The organism is Streptomyces sp. NPDC058674, assembly GCF_042716505.1.
Classification (GTDB): domain Bacteria; phylum Actinomycetota; class Actinomycetes; order Streptomycetales; family Streptomycetaceae; genus Streptomyces.
In genome coordinates this window covers 31,458-50,959 of sequence record NZ_JBHXSC010000053.1, presented here as the reverse complement: position 1 = coordinate 50,959, position 19,502 = coordinate 31,458, and the positions used below count along the sequence as shown (strand labels likewise).

19 protein-coding genes and 3 tRNA genes are annotated in these 19,502 nt (G+C 72.5%); 11 read left to right on the top strand and 11 right to left on the bottom strand.

What is annotated here, in order from left to right:
- The coding region (locus ACFWU6_RS24460) for a hypothetical protein (RefSeq protein WP_383983038.1) at positions 1 to 202 on the bottom strand (202 nt) is incomplete at its 3' end.
- 22 nt (positions 203 to 224) lie between these two features.
- On the opposite strand from ACFWU6_RS24460, the gene ACFWU6_RS24455 reads away from it, so the two are divergent.
- From ACFWU6_RS24455 to ACFWU6_RS24445, 3 genes are all read left to right on the top strand, one after another.
- Entirely contained in the window at positions 225 to 878 is a 654-nt protein-coding gene (locus ACFWU6_RS24455; RefSeq protein WP_383983036.1) for a hypothetical protein, read from the top strand.
- Positions 879 to 1,100: 222 nt separating this feature from the next.
- The gene (locus ACFWU6_RS24450; protein WP_383805435.1) at positions 1,101 to 2,588 is read left to right on the top strand and encodes a N,N-dimethylformamidase beta subunit family domain-containing protein; all 1,488 of its coding nucleotides are present in this window, start codon (positions 1,101 to 1,103) and stop codon (positions 2,586 to 2,588) included.
- Positions 2,589 to 2,691: 103 nt separating this feature from the next.
- A complete protein-coding gene (locus ACFWU6_RS24445) occupies positions 2,692 to 3,609 on the top strand; it encodes a phosphoribosylaminoimidazolesuccinocarboxamide synthase (protein ID WP_383805437.1) in 918 nt (305 codons plus the stop codon).
- 45 nt (positions 3,610 to 3,654) lie between these two features.
- Here the strand turns inward: ACFWU6_RS24445 and ACFWU6_RS24440 are convergent.
- The 6 genes from ACFWU6_RS24440 to ACFWU6_RS24415 all read right to left on the bottom strand — a co-directional run bounded on the left by ACFWU6_RS24440 (position 3,655) and on the right by ACFWU6_RS24415 (position 6,529).
- Positions 3,655 to 3,727, bottom strand: a tRNA-Gly gene (locus tag ACFWU6_RS24440).
- Positions 3,728 to 3,749: 22 nt separating this feature from the next.
- Positions 3,750 to 4,361 (bottom strand): response regulator, encoded by a 612-nt coding sequence (locus ACFWU6_RS24435; protein WP_383805439.1) that lies wholly within the window; start codon positions 4,359 to 4,361, stop codon positions 3,750 to 3,752.
- The gene (locus tag ACFWU6_RS24430) at positions 4,358 to 5,644 is read right to left on the bottom strand and encodes a sensor histidine kinase (protein WP_383805441.1); all 1,287 of its coding nucleotides are present in this window, start codon (positions 5,642 to 5,644) and stop codon (positions 4,358 to 4,360) included. The genes ACFWU6_RS24435 and ACFWU6_RS24430 overlap by 4 nt, the downstream gene beginning before the upstream one ends.
- A 252-nt stretch (positions 5,645 to 5,896) precedes the next feature.
- Positions 5,897 to 5,969, bottom strand: a tRNA-Gly gene (locus ACFWU6_RS24425).
- Positions 5,970 to 6,051: 82 nt separating this feature from the next.
- A tRNA-Gly gene (locus ACFWU6_RS24420) sits at positions 6,052 to 6,123 on the bottom strand.
- Positions 6,124 to 6,211: 88 nt separating this feature from the next.
- Positions 6,212 to 6,529 (bottom strand): Lsr2 family protein, encoded by a 318-nt coding sequence (locus ACFWU6_RS24415; protein WP_383805443.1) that lies wholly within the window; start codon positions 6,527 to 6,529, stop codon positions 6,212 to 6,214.
- A gap of 350 nt (positions 6,530 to 6,879) precedes the next feature.
- Between ACFWU6_RS24415 and purS the strand changes: the two genes are divergently transcribed.
- The 5 genes from purS to ACFWU6_RS24390 all read left to right on the top strand — a co-directional run bounded on the left by purS (position 6,880) and on the right by ACFWU6_RS24390 (position 11,981).
- A complete protein-coding gene (gene purS / locus ACFWU6_RS24410; RefSeq protein ID WP_030009438.1) occupies positions 6,880 to 7,125 on the top strand; it encodes a phosphoribosylformylglycinamidine synthase subunit PurS in 246 nt (81 codons plus the stop codon).
- 2 nt (positions 7,126 to 7,127) lie between these two features.
- Positions 7,128 to 7,808: a phosphoribosylformylglycinamidine synthase subunit PurQ gene (purQ, locus tag ACFWU6_RS24405; RefSeq protein WP_383805445.1), complete on the top strand. Its 681-nt coding sequence runs from the start codon at positions 7,128 to 7,130 to the stop codon at positions 7,806 to 7,808.
- Positions 7,805 to 10,054, top strand: a complete 2,250-nt coding sequence (gene purL, locus ACFWU6_RS24400; RefSeq protein WP_383983034.1) for a phosphoribosylformylglycinamidine synthase subunit PurL — start codon at positions 7,805 to 7,807, stop codon at positions 10,052 to 10,054. Before purQ ends, purL begins: the two co-directional genes overlap by 4 nt.
- Before the next feature lie 168 nt (positions 10,055 to 10,222).
- Positions 10,223 to 11,014, top strand: coding sequence for a sterol carrier family protein (locus ACFWU6_RS24395; protein ID WP_383805449.1), 792 nt, complete (start codon positions 10,223 to 10,225; stop codon positions 11,012 to 11,014).
- A 172-nt stretch (positions 11,015 to 11,186) separates the two neighbouring features.
- Positions 11,187 to 11,981 carry an META domain-containing protein gene (locus ACFWU6_RS24390; RefSeq protein WP_383805451.1) on the top strand — a complete coding sequence of 265 codons (795 nt, stop codon included), beginning with the start codon at positions 11,187 to 11,189 and terminating at the stop codon, positions 11,979 to 11,981.
- A gap of 31 nt (positions 11,982 to 12,012) precedes the next feature.
- Here ACFWU6_RS24390 and ACFWU6_RS24385 read toward each other — a convergent pair whose 3' ends face one another.
- Together ACFWU6_RS24385 and ACFWU6_RS24380 are read right to left on the bottom strand one after the other, a co-directional pair.
- Positions 12,013 to 13,446, bottom strand: a complete 1,434-nt coding sequence (locus ACFWU6_RS24385) for a sulfatase-like hydrolase/transferase (protein WP_383983032.1) — start codon at positions 13,444 to 13,446, stop codon at positions 12,013 to 12,015.
- Between the two features lie 116 nt (positions 13,447 to 13,562).
- The gene (locus tag ACFWU6_RS24380; RefSeq protein ID WP_361590194.1) at positions 13,563 to 13,658 is read right to left on the bottom strand and encodes a putative leader peptide; all 96 of its coding nucleotides are present in this window, start codon (positions 13,656 to 13,658) and stop codon (positions 13,563 to 13,565) included.
- 148 nt (positions 13,659 to 13,806) lie between these two features.
- On the opposite strand from ACFWU6_RS24380, the gene purF reads away from it, so the two are divergent.
- Both purF and purM read left to right on the top strand, forming a co-directional pair.
- The gene (purF, locus tag ACFWU6_RS24375) at positions 13,807 to 15,324 is read left to right on the top strand and encodes an amidophosphoribosyltransferase (protein WP_383805456.1); all 1,518 of its coding nucleotides are present in this window, start codon (positions 13,807 to 13,809) and stop codon (positions 15,322 to 15,324) included.
- A gap of 107 nt (positions 15,325 to 15,431) precedes the next feature.
- Positions 15,432 to 16,502, top strand: a complete 1,071-nt coding sequence (purM, locus tag ACFWU6_RS24370; RefSeq protein WP_383805458.1) for a phosphoribosylformylglycinamidine cyclo-ligase — start codon at positions 15,432 to 15,434, stop codon at positions 16,500 to 16,502.
- Positions 16,503 to 16,582: 80 nt separating this feature from the next.
- Here purM and ACFWU6_RS24365 read toward each other — a convergent pair whose 3' ends face one another.
- The gene (locus ACFWU6_RS24365; protein ID WP_383805460.1) at positions 16,583 to 16,846 is read right to left on the bottom strand and encodes a DUF3073 domain-containing protein; all 264 of its coding nucleotides are present in this window, start codon (positions 16,844 to 16,846) and stop codon (positions 16,583 to 16,585) included.
- Positions 16,847 to 17,135: 289 nt separating this feature from the next.
- On the bottom strand, positions 17,136 to 18,230 hold the full coding sequence (locus ACFWU6_RS24360; RefSeq protein ID WP_383805462.1) for a Leu/Phe/Val dehydrogenase: 1,095 nt from the start codon (positions 18,228 to 18,230) through the stop codon (positions 17,136 to 17,138).
- 218 nt (positions 18,231 to 18,448) lie between these two features.
- On the opposite strand from ACFWU6_RS24360, the gene ACFWU6_RS24355 reads away from it, so the two are divergent.
- Positions 18,449 to 19,303 carry a hypothetical protein gene (locus ACFWU6_RS24355; RefSeq protein ID WP_383805464.1) on the top strand — a complete coding sequence of 285 codons (855 nt, stop codon included), beginning with the start codon at positions 18,449 to 18,451 and terminating at the stop codon, positions 19,301 to 19,303.
- The last annotated feature ends 199 nt before the right edge of the window (positions 19,304 to 19,502 follow it).

The following is a 19,502-nucleotide window of genomic DNA, read 5'->3' as shown; positions in this document are numbered from 1 at the left end:
GGAACACCTCGGTGCGCAACACCCCCGCGCGGACCCCCACCGCGCCGGCCGCCGCCCGGCCGGGCGCTGCGGCGCGGGCCCCCGCGGCGCCGGCCACCGCCGGGCCGGCCACCGCCCGGCCGGGCGCTGCCGGGTCGGCCACCACCGCGCCCGCCACCGCCCGGCCGGCCACCGCCGCGCCGGCCACGGCCGCGCCGACCACCGCCGCCCGCCCAGGCACTCCCGTGGCAGCGACCGCCGCGCCGGACGAGACCGCCCCGGCCACGACCGCGCCGGTCACCCCCAGCCCGGACGCCACCCGGCCCGACACGACCTCACCGGACACCGCCCCGCCCGGCCCGGCCGGCGCCGCTCAGGCCCCCGGCTCCGCCGGCGCCTCCCCCGCCCCCGCCCCTACGCCGGGCTCCCCGGCCCCGGCTCCCCTCGCGGACGCCTTCGCCGGGCCCACCCTGGAGCGGGTGCTGGGCTACCTCACGGACCCCGCGGGCGACTGCGCGGCCGGCGAGGCCCTGGCCGGCCGGCTCAGCGGCGACCTGGCCCGCGAGGAGCAGGCCGCCGGCCCGGCCGCCGGAGCCGGGAAGGCGCAGGCGCACGGCGCCGACGCCGTGCCGCTGTTCCCGCTCCAGCCCCCCCGCAGCGGCCGGGACCTGCTGGCCGACCACGTGACCGCGATGGTGTGCTGCGCGGCCGTGGACTCGGCCGGCGCCGCCCCGGGCATGGACTGGCTCGACGGGCCGGTCCTGCTGGTCGGCGGCGCCCGCCGCTCCGACCTGGCGCCGCGCGTGCTGTCCCTGGTCGAGGACGGCGACCCCGAGCCCCTGCGGGACTGGCTCGCGGACCTCGGCGTCCGCCCGGAGAAGCCGGTCCGGCTCGTCTGACGCCGCGGCCGACCCCGAGCCCCCGCGGGGCGACGGCTCGTACAGGCAAACGGACGGCAGTGTTCCGGTCACGTCAATTCGCGACGAACGGTGACGGACTGCGTGCGTTATGTGATGTGCTGGGACCGGTCGCGGCCCGGTGACCTGAAACGGTGACCGGAAAGAGTGCCGCGCACCGACTCGACGGATGCCTGTTCGGGGGAGCGAGGGAGGGGAGCGGTCATGGGTGCGGACCAGATCCGGCGCTGGGAGTCAGGTGCGCTCGCGCACGCGGTGAACGACCCCTTCGGGCAGGGCCCCCTGCCCTGGTTCCGGGGCAGCGAGCTCTACTTCGACGACACCGGACACGTGGTGCCCTGGTACGTGGACCCGGCCGCCGCGGGCGCCGGCGCCGGCCTGATCCCCCGCGCCCGCGGCAACGGCGGCCCGCTCACCGCCGACGACGTGCGCCGCCAGATCAAGGGATTCACCTCCTCCGGCGCCGTCACCCCCGGCGAGGCCATCGACTTCCACATCACCGTCGACCCGCCCCAGCAGTTCTCCGTGGACGTGTACCGGATCGGCCACTACGGCGGCGACGGGGCCTCGAAGATCACCACCAGCCCCCGCCTCTCCGGCATCGTCCAACCGGCCCCCCTGGCCGCGGACCGCACCGTCTCCTGCCACCACTGGTGGATGTCCTGGCGGCTGCAGGTGCCCAGCTACTGGAGCGTCGGCGCGTACGTCGCCGTCCTCACCACGGCCGACGGCTACCGCTCGCACATCCCCTTCACGGTCCGCGACGACCATCCCGCCGACCTCCTCCTGCTGCTCCCCGACATCACCTGGCAGGCCTACAACCTCTACCCGGAGGACGGCCGCACCGGCGCCAGCCTCTACCACGCGTGGGACGAGCAGGGGCGGCTGCTCGGCGAGCGCGACGCCGCCACCACCGTCTCCTTCGACCGCCCCTACGCGGGCGCCGGCCTGCCCCTGCACGTCGGCCACGCCTACGACTTCATCCGCTGGGCCGAGCGCTACGGCTACGACCTCGCCTACGCCGACGCCCGCGACCTGCACGCCGGCCGCGTCGACCCCACCCGCTACCGCGGCCTGGTCTTCCCCGGCCACGACGAGTACTGGTCGGCCCCGATGCGCCGCACCGCCGAGCGCGCCCGCGACCACGGCACCTCGCTCGTCTTCCTCTCCGCCAACACCATGTACTGGCAGGTCGAGCTGGGCCCCTCCCCCTCCGGGGTGGACGACCGGCTCCTCACCTGCCGAAAACGCCGCGGCCCCGGCCGCTCCAGCCTGTGGCGCGAGGTCGACCGCCCCGAGCAGCAGCTGCTCGGCATCCAGTACGCGGGGCGCGTCCCCGAGCCCGAGCCGCTGATCGTGCGCAACGCCACGCACTGGCTCTGGGACTCCACCGGCGCCGGCGAGAACGACGAACTCCCCGGCCTCGTCGCGGGCGAGGCGGACCGCTACTTCCCGCGCACCCAGCTCCCCGAGCACGCGGACCGCATCCTGCTCGCGCACTCCCCGTACCTCGACGGCGAGGGCCACCGCCGCCACCAGGAGACCTCGCTCTACCGGGCCCCCAGCGGCGCGCTGGTCTTCGCCTCCGGCACCTTCGCCTGGTCCCCGGCGCTCGACCGGCCCGGCCACGTCGACGAGCGCGTCCAGCGCGCCACGGCCAATCTCCTCGACCGGATCTGCAAGCGCGACTGAACGCGGCGCGCGCGGCGGCGGGTCGGCACCCCCCCCTGAGCGGGGCACGCGGCCCGGTGCGGGAGAATGGGTTCGCGCTCGTACAGAACCACAGGGAGACCCCGTGTCCGGATTCGTCGAAAAGCCCGAGCCGGTCCAGGTGCCCGGCCTCGTCCACCTCCACACCGGCAAGGTCCGCGACCTCTACCGCGACGGGGACGGCCGGCTGGTCATGGTCGCCAGCGACCGGATCTCCGCATTCGACTGGGTGCTGCCCACCGAGATCCCGGACAAGGGCCGCGTCCTGACGCAGCTCTCGCTCTGGTGGTTCGACCAGCTCGCCGACCTGGTCCCGAACCACGTGATCAGCACCGAACTGCCGGCCGGCGCCCCCGCGGACTGGGCCGGCCGCACGCTGGTCTGCCGGAACCTCGACATGGTCCCCGTCGAGTGCGTGGCCCGCGGCTACCTCACCGGCTCCGGCCTCGCCGAGTACGAGAAGACCCGGACGGTCTGCGGACTCGGCCTGCCCGAGGGCCTGGTGGACGGCTCCGAACTGCCCGGCCCGATCTTCACCCCGGCCGCCAAGGCCGAGGTCGGCGAACACGACGAGAACGTCTCCTACGAGGAGGTCGCGCGCTCCGCCGGCCCCGAGACGGCCGCCCTGCTGCGCCAGGCCACCCTCGCCGTGTACACCCGCGCCCGGAACATCGCCCGCAAGCGCGGCATCATCCTCGCGGACACCAAGTTCGAGTTCGGCTTCGACGGGGACGGCACGCTGGTCGCCGCCGACGAGGTCCTCACCCCGGACTCCTCCCGCTTCTGGCCGGCCGACCAGTGGGAGCCGGGCCGCACCCAGCCCTCCTTCGACAAGCAGTTCGTCCGCAACTGGCTGGCCTCCCCGGCCTCCGGCTGGGACCCGAAGGGCGAACTCCCGCCGCCCGCGCTGCCGCAGGAGGTCGTCGAGCAGACCCGGGCGAAGTACGTCGAGGCCTACGAGCGGCTCACCGGCCTGTCGTGGACCGCGACCACCGGGACCTGAGACACGAAGAAGCCCCCGGCCGAAGGCCGGGGGCTTCCCACGCTGAGCGGACAACGCGACTCGAACGCGCGACATCCACCTTGGCAAGGTGGTGCTCTACCAACTGAGCTATGTCCGCATGCGCCGTAGCGCGGTACCCACTATACCCAACCCCGCTCCCGTGCGAGACGCACTGCCGTGTGCCGGTTCTCGGCTCCCAGCTTCGTCGCCGCCGAGGACAGGTAGTTCCGTACGGTCCCCTGCGACAGCGCGGCCCGCTCCGCGATCTCCGCGACCGGCGCCCCGTCCGCGGCGAGTTCCAGCACCTCCGCCTCCCGGGCGGTCAGCGGCGAGTCCCCCGCGCTGATCGCGTCGGCCGCCAACTCCGGGTCCACGTAACGGCCTCCGGCGTGCACGGTCCGGATCAGCTCGGCCAGCCGCTGCGCCGAGACCGTCTTCGGGATGAAGGCCCGCACCCCCGCGGCCAGGGCCCGCTTCAAGTGCCCCGGACGGCCGTGACTGGTCACGATCATGGTCTTGCAGCCGGGGAGTTCGGTCCGCAGGGATGTGGCCACGCTCACACCGTCCGCCCCCGGCATCTGGAGGTCCAGCACCGCCACGTCCGGCCGGTGGGCCCGCGCCATCGCCAGCGCCTCGGGTCCCGAAGCCGCCTCCGCGACGACCAGCAGGTCGTCCTCCAGCGCGAGCAGGGCGGCCAGCGCCCCGCGGATCAGGTGCTCGTCGTCGGCGAGCAGTACGCGTACGGGACTCACGCCCGCACCTCCTCTTCCTCTTCCCTCGGTTCGTTGCGTTCTCTCGGCTCGCTGCGCAGCCGGCGCGCGGGGATCTCCGCCCGGACCAGGAAGCGGCCCCCGGGAGCCGGCCCGGCCTCCAGGGAGCCCTCCACCGCGGCCAGCCGTTCCCGCAGCCCCGCCAGCCCGGAGCCGGGCCGCCCGTCACGTGGCGGGACCACGGCGGGCACCCCGTCGTTCTCCACGAGCAGGACCAGGTCCTCCCCGCCGTCCGCGGCCGCGAGCCGGATCACGCAGTGCCGGGGCTCCCCGTGCCGGAGCACGTTGGTGGTGGCCTCGCGCACCACCCAGCCCAGCGCCGACTGCACCGCCGGGGGCAGGGTGCGCCGCTCCCGCAGCTCCACCCGGCAGTTGATCCCGGCGGCGCTCAACACGCCCCGTGCGCCCTCCAACTCCACGGCCAGATCGGCCTCGCGGTAGCCGCGCACGACGTCGCGCACCTCCCGCTGGGACTCCTGGGCGATCCGCTGCACCTCGATCATCTGGTCCACCGCCTCGGGGCGTTCGCGCCGCGCCAGTTGGACCGCCAGCTCGCTCTTGAGGGCGATCACCGCCAGATTGCGGCCCATCACGTCGTGCAGGTCGCGGCCGAAGCGCAGCCGCTCCTCGGCGACCGCCAGCCGGGCCTGGATCTCCCGCGAGTGGTCCAGCTCCCGGACCGTGCGCACCAGCCACGCCGAGAACCCGCAGGCCACGACCAGGAACAGCCCGCTCAGCAGCATGCCGACCCCGTACCCGACGGCCTCCGCGGCCGGCAGGCCCAGCCCGAGCATCGACAGGGAGGTGCCGGCCGCCGTGCCCGGGGCGATGTACAGCATGTGCCGGACCCGGCGCAGGCACAGGACCACCGAGCCGGAGGCGAAGCAGGCCATGCCCAGCACCAGCGTCGGCGCCACCTCCGGGGGCCCGGTCAGCCCGGCCCGGCGCAGCAGGAGTACGGCCAGCCCCGCCGCCACGGTCACGGCGGCCGTGGCGACCGCGAGCCGCACCGGCCGCTCGCGCCGTTCCACGATCCAGTCCAGCGCGCGGGAGGAGAGCACCCCGCACAGGACGGACTGGACGCACACCGTCAGGAAGAGCGAGAGCGTCAGCGCCGCCGAGGACTTCCCCGTCATGGACCCCAGCGAGGCCACCCCGATCGTCAGGATCTCGATGAGCACGAAGAAGTGGAAGGACCAGCGGGTGTACAGCTCGACCTTCCCCGCGCTGCTGCGGTTCTTCCACCACCCGGTCAGTTTCGACACGCTTCCCGTCCCCCGGCTCGTCCCGCGTCCCCGCGGCGCGGCTCCCGGCGGAACCACCGCTGGACATCATGGTCCAAGCCTCCCGGCGGCCGGGCGGCGACGGCAGTGCGCCCTGTCATGGAGGGTGATGACATCTGTCAGGGCACGGGGACCCGCAGGACCGGGGGGCGGGAAGCCGGGAAGCAAGAAGAAGCCGGTAAGCCGGAAAGCACGAAGAAGCCCCCGGTCGATGACCGGGGGCTTCTCACGCTGAGCGGACGACGCGACTCGAACGCGCGACATCCACCTTGGCAAGGTGGTGCTCTACCAACTGAGCTACGTCCGCATGCACACCGCGCGTAGGAACGCGCTCGGCGATGCGTGCATCACTCTACCCGATCCACCGTGGTGGTCGGTAAAGCGTGCAGAGCGGGTGACAGGAATCGCACACTGCGCCTTCCCTCTGGAAGAGGGATGTTCTACTACTGAACTACACCCGCACGACCTTCGGGGCTCTGACCTGCGGTCTGGCCCCTCGGCGTGATCCACACACTAGCCGACGGAGGGGGGTGGATGGCAAATCGGCCCTCAGTGGGCCGCGTTGTAGGCCTCGTAGATCCTCTTGGGGATGCGGCCGCGCGGCGGCACGTCGTGCTGGTTGGCCCGCGCCCAGGCGCGGACGACCGCCGGGTCGGGGGCGATGGACGTGTGCTTGAAGGCCTTCCCGGAGCGGGACTGGCGCCGCCCCGCGGCCACGAAGGGTGCCAGGCCCTTCCGCAGTTTCTTTGCGTTGGCCGCATTGAGGTCGATCTCGTACGACTTACCGTCCAGGGAGAACGCGACCGTTTCCGCCGCTTCTCCGCCGTCGATGTCGTCGGAGAGCGTTACTACTACGCGCTGCGCCACGGATATCGGTCCCTTCGTGCGACGCCGCCACCTGGTGACGTGCGGCGATGTCGCCTGTGTGGATGTTTCGGAGCAATGCATCATTCCGTCCCCGTCGTGAGGCGACAAATGTCACTCACCGCGGGTGATTCCTTTGTACCCCGATTCCCATTGCATTGCGAAGCCCAGTTAATTCTCTCCGCGTGTCCCGCCGCAATGCCGAGCGCGAGATTTTCCGGCGGATTTTGCGAAGCGTTGGTGAAGCCCAATCCGCCGGGCGATCACGGGCGAAGGATATCTACCCGCGTAGAAATTTTGGCCGGGTACGCTGAGGGAACCGCCTTCGCACCAACCACACACGGGAGTGCCCGATGGCACGCGTCGTAGTCGACGTCATGCTCAAGCCGGAGATCCTCGACCCCCAGGGCCAGGCGGTGCAGCGTGCACTGCCGCGCCTGGGCTTCGAGGGGATCGCCGACGTCCGCCAGGGGAAGCGCTTCGAGCTGGAGGTGGAGGGACCGGTCGACCAGGCCGCCCTCGACCGCATCCACAAGATGGCCGAAACCTTCCTCGCCAACACCGTCATCGAGGACTTCACCGTGAAGGTCGAGGCCTGACGGTGACCACTCGCATCGGAGTCGTCACGTTCCCCGGAACGCTCGACGACCGTGACTCACTGCGCGCCGTCCGCATCGCGGGCGCCGAGCCGGTCCCCCTCTGGCACCGCGACAAGGACCTGCACCAGGTCGACGCGGTCGTCCTCGCGGGCGGCTTCTCCTACGGGGACTACCTGCGCGCCGGAGCCATCTCCCGCTTCTCGCCGGTGATGGAGACCGTCATCGAGCAGGCCAGGGCGGGCATGCCCGTCCTCGGCATCTGCAACGGCTTCCAGGTCCTCACCGAGGCCCACCTGCTGCCGGGGGCGATGCTCCGCAACACCGACCTGCACTTCATCTGCCGCGAGCAGAAGCTGCGGGTGGAGAACGCGCAGACGGCCTGGACCGGCGACTACACCGCCGGCCAGGAGATCTCCGTCCCGCTCAAGAACATGGACGGCCGCTACACCGCCGACGAGCGCACGCTCGACGAGCTGGAGGCCGAGGGCCGCGTGGCCTTCCGCTACCTCGACGGCAACCCGAACGGCTCGCTCCGCGACATCGCCGGCATCACCAACGCCGAGGGCAACGTCGTCGGCCTCATGCCGCACCCCGAGCACGCGGTCGAGCCGCTGATCGGGACCGGCCGCACCGACGGCCTCCCGTTCTTCACCTCGGTCCTGAAGAAGCTGGTCAGCGCATGAGCCTCGACACCGTAAAGAACGCCTCCGGAACCCCGGACGCCGCGCAGCCCTGGAAGGAGCTCGGCCTCAAGGAGGACGAGTACGCCCGCATCCGGGAGATCCTCGGCCGCCGCCCCACGGGCGCCGAGCTCGCCATGTACTCCGTCATGTGGTCCGAGCACTGCTCGTACAAGAGCAGCAAGGTCCACCTGAAGCAGTTCGGCGAGAAGGCCCCCGAGAACGACGCCATGCTCGTCGGCATCGGCGAGAACGCCGGCGTCGTCGACGTCGGCCAGGGCTACGCGGTCACCTTCAAGGTCGAGTCGCACAACCACCCCTCGTACATCGAGCCCTACCAGGGCGCGGCCACCGGCGTCGGCGGCATCGTCCGCGACATCCTCGCCATGGGCGCCCGCCCGGTCGCCGTCGTGGACCCGCTGCGCTTCGGCGCCGCCGACCACCCCGACACCCGGCGCGTCCTGCCCGGCGTGGTCGCGGGCATCGGCGGCTACGGCAACTGCCTGGGCCTGCCCAACATCGGCGGCGAGGTCGTCTTCGACGCCTGCTACCAGGGCAACCCGCTGGTCAACGCCGGCTGCATCGGCGTGATGAAGCACGAGGACATCCACCTCGCCAAGGCCTCCGGCCCCGGCAACAAGGTCATCCTCTACGGCGCCCGCACGGGCGGCGACGGCATCGGCGGCGTGTCCGTGCTGGCCTCGGAGACCTTCGGCGACTCGAAGCCCACCAAGCGCCCCGCCGTCCAGGTCGGCGACCCCTTCCAGGAGAAGCTCCTCATCGAGTGCACCCTGGAGATCTTCAAGGAGAAGCTGGTCGCGGGCATCCAGGACCTCGGCGGCGCCGGGCTCTCCTGCGCCACGAGCGAGCTGGCCTCCGCCGGCTCCGGCGGCATGCGGGTCGAGCTGGACACCGTCCCGCTGCGCGACGCGACGCTCTCGCCCGAGGAGATCCTCATGAGCGAGTCGCAGGAGCGCATGTGCGCGATCGTCGAGCCGCAGTACGTCGACCGGTTCATGGAGATCTGCGAGAAGTGGGACGTCATCGCCACCGTCATCGGTGAGGTGACCGAGGGCGAGCGCCTGGAGATCTACTGGCACGGCGAGCAGATCGTGGACGTGCCCCCGGGCACCGTCGCCCACGAGGGTCCGGTCTACAACCGCCCCTACGCCCGACCCGAGTGGCAGGACGCGCTCCAGGCGGACGACGCGAACAAGCTCCCGCGGCCGCAGACCTCCGAGGAGCTGCGGGCGCAGGTCCTGGCCCTGGTCTCGTCCCCGAACCAGGCCTCGAAGTCCTGGATCACCGACCAGTACGACCGCTTCGTGCAGGGCAACACCGTGCTGTCGCAGCCCGAGGACGCGGGCATGGTCCGCATCGACGAGGAGACCAACCTCGGCGTCGCCATGGCCACCGACGGCAACGGCCGCTTCGCCAAGCTCGACCCGTACACGGGCGCGCAGCTGGCGCTGGCCGAGGCGTACCGCAACGTCGCCGCGACCGGCGCCAAGCCCCTGGCCATCTCCGACTGCCTGAACTTCGGCTCGCCGGAGGACCCGGGCGTCATGTGGCAGTTCGCCGAGGCCTGCCGCGGTCTCGCGGACGGCTGCCTGGAGCTCGGCACCCCGGTCACCGGCGGCAACGTCTCCCTCTACAACCAGACGGGCGACACCGCGATCCACCCGACCCCGGTCGTCGCGGTCCTCGGTGTGATCGACGACGTCAACCGGCGTACGCCGATGGCGTTCTCGGAGACCGGCCAGCTGCTGTACCTGCTGGGCGACACCACCGAGGAGTTCGGCGGCTCGGCCTGGTCCCAGGTCGTCCACGACCACCTCGGCGGCCTGCCGCCCAAGGTGGACCTGGGCCGCGAGAAGCTGCTCGGCGAGATCCTGATCTCCGCCTCGCGCGACGGCATGGTCGACGCCGCGCACGACCTGTCCGACGGCGGTCTGATCCAGGCGCTCACCGAGTCCTGCCTGCGCGGCGGCAACGGCGCCCGGATCGTGGTGCCCGAGGGCCTGGACGCCTTCACCTTCCTGTTCTCCGAGTCCGCGGGCCGGGCCGTCGTGTCCGTCCCGCGCAGCGAGGAGCTCCGCTTCACCGACATGTGCGGTGCGCGGGGCCTGCCGGCCGCCCGCATCGGCGTGGTGGACGGCGACGCGATCGAGGTCCAGGGCGAGTTCACGCTCCCGCTGGCCGAGCTCCGCGAGGCCCACGAGGCGACGATCCCGGCCCTGCTGGCCTGACCCCGCCCCCGGTTCGCCACGGGCCCCCGTCCGGATCACCTCCGGGCGGGGGCCCGCGCCGTGCGGGGCGTACGGGTCGTACGGGTCCCGGCAGGCGGCTACGGTCCGGCTCCTTCGGACCGTGCCGGGCGCCACGATCCGAAAGAGACGGCCTAGTAGGGTCGGGGGATGCCGCCCGCCAGGAAGAAGCCGCGCGCCTACGACTCGGCGAAGATCCGCGCCGCCGTCACCGCCCAGTTCGGCCATGTAGCCCGTGCCGTCGGGGAGTTGGGGCCCGAGCAGCTGGCCCGGCCGAGCGGGCTCGGGGACTGGTCCGTCGCCGACCTGGCCGCGCACGTCGCCTGGATCGCGGACTCGCTGGCGGCGGGCCTGGCCCGCCCGTCGGCCGCCGTCGCCGAGCTCCGCGCCGCCGAATGGCCCTTCGCCACGGCGTCCCTGGCCGGCAGGATCTCCGAGGCGGCCCGCGAGACCCTCGGCGGCGCGCCGCTGCCCGAGCTGTACGAGCGGGCCGGCGTCCGGATGGCCGAGGCCCTGGCCGCCCGCCCCGACGGGCACGTGCTCGACCTGTGGATCGGTGACATGACCCTGGCCGACTTCCTGGTCACCCGGACCGTGGAGCTGGTCGTCCACACCGACGACCTCAACCGGGCCGCGGGACTCGACGTCCCCGTCGAGCGCCAGGCCCTGGCGGCCTGCACCCGGCTGCTCGCCGACGCCCTCGCCCTCAGGGCGCCGGGCGGATCGGTCGAGGTGCGCATCCCGCCCTTCGCGGTGGTCCAGTGCATCGAGGGCCCCCGCCACACGAGGGGCACCCCGCCGAACGTGGTGGAGACCGACCCGCTGACCTGGATGCGGCTGGCGACCGGCCGTACGGGATGGGCGGAGGCGCTCGACGGGGCGCTGGTACGGGCCGGCGGCGAGCGCGCCGACCTGTCCGCCCTGCTCCCCCTGATGCGCTGAGGCGCTGAGGCGCTGAGGCGGTGAGGCGGTGAGGCGTCGAGGCGTCGAGGACGGGTGACCGGGCCGCCCGACGGGCCCGGACCGTGCGCGGCGCCGCCCCGGACGGGTCCCGCGACGGCAGCGCAGCCCGGTCCCGGCGGAACCGCCTCGGCGGCCGGCCCGTCACAGGAGCATGCGTACCCTTCGGCACGTCCCCATCGGCCTGGCTCTCGCCCTCGCCCTCGTCGCCTGCGGCGGGGCCGCCGAGGACCGGAGCGAACCGCCTCCCGGCGCCGCCGGCTCCTGGCGCGTCGAGTCCCTGACCACCGGCGGCCGGACCCTGCACGCGCCCGCCCAGGCCCGCCTCGACCTCGCCGAGGACGAGGCCAAGGGCAACTACGGCTGCAACGGCTTCACCGCGAAGGTGGTCCGCGAGGGCCGCACCGCCCTGACCGTCACCCCCGGCGCCTCGACGACCATGGCCTGCGCGGACCAGGCGTTCGAGGTGGAGTTCGCCAAACTGTTCCGCGGCCGGCTCACCCTCGACCGCGGCCCCGACCGGCTCACCCTGAAGGCCGCCGACGGGAGCACCCTCGCCCTGACCTCCGAGCCCCGCACCCCCGACGCCCCGCTCACCGCCACGCAGTGGACCGTCGACTCCCTGACCAGCGGAGACAGCGTGTCCTCCGTACCCGCCGAAGCGGCGGGCCGGGCCCGGTTCACCCTCGCCCCCGACGCCACGGCGAGCGGCAGCCTCGGCTGCAACCGGTTCAGCGCCACGGCCGCGGTGGACGGCTCCACCGTCTCCTTCGGCCCGCTCACCACGACCAGGCTGGCCTGCGAGGGCCCCGCCGGCGAGGTGGAGCGGGCGCTGACCGAGCTGTTCGGCAGCGGCCCGCTCACCGCGCGGATCCAGGGCGGCAGCCTCGTCCTCACCGCCCCCGACGGCAAGGGTCTCGGCGCGAAGGCGACCACCGCCGTCGAGTGAGGGCTCAGCGGGCCCAGCGGGCTCAGAGGGCTCAGGCCGGGTAGGGCAGCAGCCCCGCGTCCGTCCGCTCCCAGGCCGCCCGGAGCTCCGCCAGCCGCGCCGGCTCCAGGGCCGCCCGGTCGGCCTGCTCGCGGACGTCCCCGGCCAGGTTGAACAGCTGGTCGCGGCCCGCCCTGCCGCGGTAGTACTTCCAGTCCCCGCGCCGCAGCGCCCGCTCCCCGCGCACCCGCCAGAAGAGGTCCCGCCGGGCGGGCTCCTCGCCGCGCAGCAGGTATCCGGCCAGGCTGACGCCGTCCAGCGGGTACGCGCGGTGCGGTCGCGTACCGGCCAGCTCCAGCAGCGTCGCCGTCCAGTCGGGGCTGAACAGGGGGACGTGGCTGACCTGGCCGCCGTCCAGGCGGGCGGGCCAGGACGCGATGTTCGGGACCCGGATGCCGCCCTCCTGGAGGGACGCCTTGCTGCCCGACAGCGGCCAGTTGTACGAGAAGCGCTCGCCGCCGTTGTCACTGGAGAAGACGACCAGGGTGTCCTCCTCCTGGCCGGAGCGCCTGAGCGCCTTCAGCACCTCCCCGACCGAGCGGTCCAGGTCCTCGACCATCTCCTTGTACTTCTCGACCGAGCCGCCGTCCTGGTGCCACAGCGCCCGCGCGTCGCCCGCCTCGATCCGACGGACGATCTCGGCGCTCTCGCGGGTGTCCCCCTCGGCGATCCACGGCCAGTGCGGGGTGGTGAAGTTCAGGTTCAGCAGCCACGGCCTGCCCCGGTGGTCGCGGGAGACGTACTCGCTCGCCCGCTCCGTGAGGATCCGGGTGTAGTAGCGCAGGTCCTTGTGCTCGGCGTCGCCCTCGTACAGGTCGTACTCGCCGCCCGGCCCCAGCTTGGAGTAGTACTCCAGGGCCCCGCCGAAGTTGCCGAAGAACTCGTCCCAGCCGGACCGCGTCGGGCTGTGGCGAGGCAGGTGGCCCGCGTGCCACTTGCCGATCAGGGCCGTCGCGTACCCGGCCTCCTTCAGCAGCGAGGCGAGCGTGGGGTGGCGGGGGTCCAGGCCCGCCGACCGGTCGGCGATCGGCTCGGCGAGCCCGCCCGCCGTACGGCCCGGATAGCGCCCGGTGTACAGGCTGAAGCGGGTCGGGGAGCAGGTCGCGGAGCCCGCGTAGGCATCGGTGAAGCGGACGCCCCGGCGGGCGAGCCGGTCCAGGTTCGGGGTCTTGATGTGCGGGGAGGCGTAGGAGGACAGGTCGGCCCAGCCCAGGTCGTCGCCGAGGATGAACAGGATGTTGGGACGGCGGGAGCGGCGCCCGCGGGCGGCCTGGAACGGTCGCTCCAGGGGGGCCGCGGAGCCCGCCCCCGGGGGTTCGGCGGCCGCGGCCGGGGTGGCGCCCAGCCCCACCGCGGTGGCGGCCGCGGTCACGCCGACGGCCCCGCCGAAGGCGCGCCGGGACAGCTTGTTCTCGTACGAAGACACGGGTACTCCAAGGCACGGTCCGGCCGCCGGCCCCGGGGCGGGCGCGGGACGGCGCACGGCGCGGCAGGGCAGGGCGGGGCGGAGCGGAAAAGTGAAGGGGGGAGAGAGAGTTGCGGCTACGCGAAGCAGCGACAGATGGCGCTCGCGACACGGACCAGGTCTACGTGGCGGCGCTCGACGAGGGTGACGGTGCGGTCACCGAGGGGCTGCATGGACCGAGAGCCTGTACGAATGCGTTCGTACATGTCAACAAGGTGATCCGCATAGCGAGACGGAGGGGTTTCGTCACCCTCTGTGCTGTGACATTTCCCGGCCGTCCCCAATTCGGACCAGTGGTCGATCTCGCCTACACTCGGAGCCGTGCCTCGTGGTGATGGACGACTCAACCACGACCTGCTCCCCGGAGAGAAAGGCCCCCAGGACGCTTGTGGCGTCTTCGGTGTCTGGGCTCCGGGTGAAGAGGTCGCCAAGCTCACCTACTTCGGACTGTATGCACTACAGCACCGCGGACAAGAGTCCGCGGGAATCGCTGTGAGCAACGGTTCCCAGATCCTCGTCTTCAAGGACATGGGTCTCGTTTCCCAGGTCTTCGACGAAACCTCTCTCGGCTCGCTCCAGGGTCATATCGCGGTCGGTCACGCCCGCTACTCGACCACCGGGGCCTCCGTCTGGGAGAACGCCCAGCCGACCTTCCGCGCGACCGCCCACGGCTCCATCGCCCTGGGTCACAACGGCAACCTGGTGAACACCGCCGAGCTCGCCGAAATGGTCGCCGACCTCCCCCGTCAGGACGGCCGTGCCACCCAGGTGGCGGCCACGAACGACACCGACCTCGTCACCGCCCTCCTCGCCGGCCAGACCGACGACGACGGCAAGCCCCTCACCATCGAGGAGTCGGCCACCAAGGTCCTCCCGAAGGTCAAGGGCGCCTTCTCGCTCGTCTTCATGGACGAGGGGACCCTCTACACCGCCCGTGACCCGCAGGGCATCCGCCCGCTGGTCCTGGGCCGCCTGGAGCGCGGCTGGGTGGTCGCCAGTGAGACCGCCGCCCTCGACATCTGCGGCGCCAGCTTCGTCCGCGAGGTCGAGCCGGGCGAGCTCATCGCGATCGACGAGAACGGCCTCCGCACCTCTCGTTTCGCGGAAGCAAAGCCGAAGGGCTGTGTCTTCGAGTACGTCTACCTGGCGCGCCCGGACACCGACATCGCCGGCCGGAACGTCTACCTCTCGCGTGTCGAGATGGGCCGCCGCCTCGCGAAGGAGGCGCCGGTCGACGCCGACCTGGTGATAGCGACGCCGGAGTCCGGCACGCCCGCCGCCGTCGGCTACGCCGAGGCCAGCGGGATTCCGTTCGGAGTCGGCCTGGTCAAGAACGCCTACGTGGGCCGGACCTTCATCCAGCCCTCGCAGACGATCCGCCAGCTCGGCATCCGGCTGAAGCTCAACCCCCTCAAGGAAGTCATCCGGGGCAAGCGCCTGGTGGTCGTGGACGACTCGATCGTCCGCGGCAACACCCAGCGCGCCCTGGTCAAGATGCTCCGCGAGGCCGGCGCGGCGGAGGTCCACATCCGGATCTCCTCGCCGCCGGTGAAGTGGCCGTGCTTCTTCGGCATCGACTTCGCCACCCGGGCCGAGCTGATCGCCAACGGCATGACGGTCGACGAGATCGCCACCTCCATGGGCGCGGACTCCCTCTCGTACATCTCGCTCGACGCGATGATCGAGGCGACCACCATCCAGAAGCCCAACCTCTGCCGGGCCTGCTTCGACGGCGAGTACCCCATGGAGCTGCCCGACCCGCAGCTCCTGGGCAAGCAGCTCCTGGAGACCGAGCTGGCCGGCGGCACGGACGCTGCCGACGCGCTCCGTCGCCCGTAGTCCGGACTCCCCCTCCGGCCGGCTCCACCTGCGCCGGGCCCTGTCTTCGAGGCTTCTCCCAGGGCCCGGCACCACCCGCAGTAACGACACGAAAGCTCTCTCCTGTCATGACAGAGAAGACCACCGGTGCCAGCTACGCAGCCGCAGGCGTGGACATCGAAGCGGGAGACCGCGCCGTCGAGCTGATGAAGGAGTGGGTGAAGAAGACGCAGCGCCCCGAGGTCCTCGGCGGCCTCGGCGGCTTCGCCGGCCTCTTCGACGCCTCCGCCCTCAAGCGCTACGAGCGCCCCCTGCTGGCCTCGGCCACCGACGGCGTCGGCACGAAGGTCGACATCGCCCGCCAGCTCGGCGTGTACGACACCATCGGCCACGACCTGGTCGCGATGGTCATGGACGACATCGTCGTCTGCGGCGCCGAGCCCCTCTTCATGACCGACTACATCTGCGTCGGCAAGGTCCATCCCGAGCGTGTCGCGGCCATCGTCAAGGGCATCGCCGAGGGCTGCGTCCTGGCCGGCTGCGCCCTGGTCGGCGGCGAGACCGCCGAGCACCCGGGCCTGCTGGGCCCGGACGACTTCGACGTGGCGGGCGCCGGCACCGGCGTCGTGGAGTACGACCGCCTGCTGGGCGCGGACCGCATCCGTACGGGGGACGCCGTCATCGCGATGGCGTCGTCCGGCCTTCACTCGAACGGGTACTCGCTGGTGCGGCACGTGCTCTTCGACCGGGCCGGAATGTCCCTGGAGCAGGAGGTCGCGGAGCTCGGGCGCACCCTGGGCGAGGAGCTGCTGGAGCCCACGAAGATCTACTCGCTGGACTGCCTGGCGCTCACCCGTACGGCCGAGGTGCACGCGTACTCGCACATCACGGGCGGCGGACTCGCGGCGAACCTGGCCCGGGTCGTCCCGGACCACCTGCACGCCGCGGTCGACCGCGCGACCTGGGCCCCCGGCGCCATCTTCGACCTGGTCGGCAAGGCCGGGCAGGTGGAGCAGCTGGAGCTGGAGAAGACGCTCAACATGGGCGTCGGCATGATGGCCGTCGTCCCCGCCGAGTCGGTGGACGTGGCACTGACCGCGCTGTCCGACCGGGGCGTCGACGCCTGGGTCGCGGGCGAGATCCTGGACCGCGGCGACCGCACCGAGGGCGCGGCCCTCACCGGTTCCTACGCGAGCTGATCAGCACCGAAACCCGGCCCGGGGCTATGCCCTGGACCGGGTTTCGGTTTTCTGACCTGGTGTGCAGACGCCGAAGGGCGTCAAGCGCCGCGGCGGTGGGCCGACGGACCGGACTCGTCGTCCTCGTCGTCGTCATCGCCGTTGTAACGAGCCGCGTACTTGGCGTACGGGTCGTCTTCGTCATCCTGATCGTCATCGACCTCGACCGGCTCGCTGATAGGCAGCGGCTCCGTCGGCGATGCGCCCAGCTCGTTGGCCAGACGCGAGAGATCAGTCCCGCCGCTGTTGTACTTCAGCTGGCGGGCGACCTTTGTCTGCTTGGCCTTGGCCCGGCCGCGCCCCATGGCTCGACCCCCTCGGTGACGGGGCTCGACGGCCCCAGAGTCTGACACGCGTTCATGGTTCGGAGCGGGCTCTCCGTGGAGAGACCGTCCGTAGGGGTTTAACGGTACCTGCTTCCGCGGCCATACGGTACGCCGCCCGCATGACGCGCCCCGGTGCAGAACCAGCAAGGCGCCCCGTCCTCGCTGGTCAGCTGCGATTTTAACCCGTTCCCGGCGGGCGACCCGCCGAAGCGCAGTGAGTTCCGTCTCGCCGCAACCCCGGCGGGCGCACGCAGGGCCCCCGAAGGGGTCAGGCGGTACGGGCGGCGCGGGCGTCCGCCATCCGCTGCTCGGCGATCCGGTCGGCCGCCGCGGCCGGCGGAATGCCATCCGTCTTCGCACGTGCGAATATGGCCAGGGTGGTGTCGAAGATCTTCGTCGCCTGGGCCTTGCAGCGGTCGAAGTCGAAGCCGCGCAGCTCGTCGGCGACCTGGATCACACCGCCCGCGTTGACCACGTAGTCCGGGGCGTAGAGGATGCCGCGGTCCGACAGGTCCTTCTCGATGCCGGAGTGGGCCAGCTGGTTGTTGGCCGCACCGCAGACGATCTTGGCGGTCAGCGCGGGCACCGTGTGGTCGTCCAGGGCGCCGCCGAGCGCGCAGGGGGCGTAGATGTCCAGGTCCGGCACGCGGATCAGCGCGTCCGTGTCGGGGGCCGCCGTGACCTTGCCCGGGTGCTTGTCGAGGACCCGGCGTACCGATTCCTCGCGCACGTCCGTGATGACGACCTCGGCGCCGTCCTCCAGGAGGTGCTCGACCAGGTAGTGGCCGACCTTGCCGACGCCGGCCACGGCGACCTTGCGGCCGCGCAGGGTCGGGTCGCCCCACAGGTGCTGGGCGCTGGCGCGCATGCCCTGGAAGACGCCGAAGGCGGTGAGCACGGAGGAGTCGCCCGCGCCGCCGTTCTCGGGGGAGCGGCCGGTGGCCCAGCGGGTCTCGCGGGCCACGACGTCCATGTCGGCGACGTAGGTGCCGACGTCGCAGGCGGTCACGTACCGGCCGCCGAGGGACTCCACGAACCGGCCGTAGGCCAGCAGCAGTTCCTCGCTCTTGACGACGTCCGGGTCACCGATGATGACGGCCTTGCCGCCGCCGAGGTCGAGGCCGGCGAGGGCGTTCTTGTACGACATGCCGCGCGAGAGGTTCAGCGCGTCTTGGACGGCTTCCTCGTCCGAGGCGTACGCGTGGAAGCGCGTACCGCCGAGGGCGGGGCCCAGGGCGGTGGAGTGGATCGCGATGACGGCCTTCAGGCCGGTGGCTCGGTCCTGGCACAGCACGACTTGCTCGTGGCCGCCCTGTTCCGTGCGGAACAGGGTGTGCAGGACGCCGTCGGTCATTTCGGTCACGGTGGTGACTCCCATGGAAGAGATGCGGCGGGAATACGCCCGCCCTGCGGGTGGGGGAGGGCGTGCTGGGAGCAGCGTAAGACCTGCGGGGCCCGCGCAGTCGACCTGTCCGGGGATCGGAACCCTCCCGGGACACGGACCCCCGTACGGTCCCCCTCCGGCGGTCTTCCGGAGCCCTGGAGGTGAACCGGGTGCCCGAAAGGGGGAGGTAGGGAGGCGTGAGCGAATCCCCCGATCCACTGCTGCCCTCCGCGCGCTCGGCGCCGACCGTTCCCTACGCCTCCTACCTGCGGGTCTACGAGCCGCTGTCGGCCTTTGCGGAGTCCGAGCGCGCGCACTGGGCGGACTACGCCCGGCGCGGGGTGGCCCCGACCGCCCAGGACGAGCTGCGCCGGTCGCTCGCCGACCTCGTACGGGTGCCGGTGGTGGGCGTCCCGGCGCACGAGAGCGCGGACGCCTTCACGGCGGAGGTCGCCGGGGAGCTCCTGGTCTGCCCCTGGCGCACCAGGCTCCGGGGCTGGATGGCGCTGCAGGAACTGGTCGAGTGGTTCCCGCTCCCGGTGCTGGACGCGGCGCTGCCCCCGGCGGTGCGCCGGCAGGCGGCCGAGGCCTACGAGCGCTGGCGCGAGCGGAACCCCGACGCGCGCCCGTGGATCCGCACCGGCGTCTGGCAGGTCCCGCTGCGCTGGTTCGTGCTGGTGGCGGACGAGGAGCGGGAGTACGTCCCGGGGGAGCGGCTGCGCTACCGGACGCCGATGGTGCAGGCCCGGCGCCGGCTCGCGCGGGGCCTGCGGGTCCTGCGCGAGGCCGAGGGGTACGGCATGCTCGCCGACGGCCTGGCGGAGGTGGGGAGCTGGCTGGAGGAGTTCCACCCCCGCTCGATGGTCGAGCTGGACTACGGCGGGCTGCTTCACGCGCTGCCGGCGGACCGGCTGGCGGCCGACCGCTCGGCGCGGGACCTGGCGGCGGGCATCGCCGCCCTGCGGGCGGGGGACGCCGAGGGGGCGGGCGAGGCGTACGGCGAGCTGGCGGAGCGCTGGCGCGCGGTGCGGGAGCGGCTCTTCGCGAATTAGACGGCGTGGGGCCGATGTCACAGGGACGGCCCGGGCGCCGTCCCGGTGCGGTGGTACGTACCTGTGCGTATCGGTCGATCAGTCATAAGTACCTGATCAGAGCCTGTATGGTGAAATTCAGGACGTAGTGCCAGGACCTTCGTCCCGATACGGGCCATTGGCCCAAGCGTGACGGACCGCACTAACCACACCCTTGCGC

Bases quoted from the DNA above. Each gene is read 5' to 3' on its own strand.
- ACFWU6_RS24450 (WP_383805435.1), top strand. From the start codon at position 1,101: ATGGGTGCGGACCAGATCCGGCGCTGGGAGTCAGGTGCGCTCGCGCAC.
- purS (WP_030009438.1), top strand. From the start codon at position 6,880: ATGGCACGCGTCGTAGTCGACGTCATGCTCAAGCCGGAGATCCTCGAC.
- purL (WP_383983034.1), top strand. From the start codon at position 7,805: ATGAGCCTCGACACCGTAAAGAACGCCTCCGGAACCCCGGACGCCGCG.
- ACFWU6_RS24395 (WP_383805449.1), top strand. From the start codon at position 10,223: ATGCCGCCCGCCAGGAAGAAGCCGCGCGCCTACGACTCGGCGAAGATC.
- ACFWU6_RS24390 (WP_383805451.1), top strand. From the start codon at position 11,187: ATGCGTACCCTTCGGCACGTCCCCATCGGCCTGGCTCTCGCCCTCGCC.
- ACFWU6_RS24380 (WP_361590194.1), bottom strand. From the start codon at position 13,658: ATGCAGCCCCTCGGTGACCGCACCGTCACCCTCGTCGAGCGCCGCCAC.
- purM (WP_383805458.1), top strand. From the start codon at position 15,432: ATGACAGAGAAGACCACCGGTGCCAGCTACGCAGCCGCAGGCGTGGAC.
- ACFWU6_RS24365 (WP_383805460.1), bottom strand. From the start codon at position 16,846: ATGGGGCGCGGCCGGGCCAAGGCCAAGCAGACAAAGGTCGCCCGCCAG.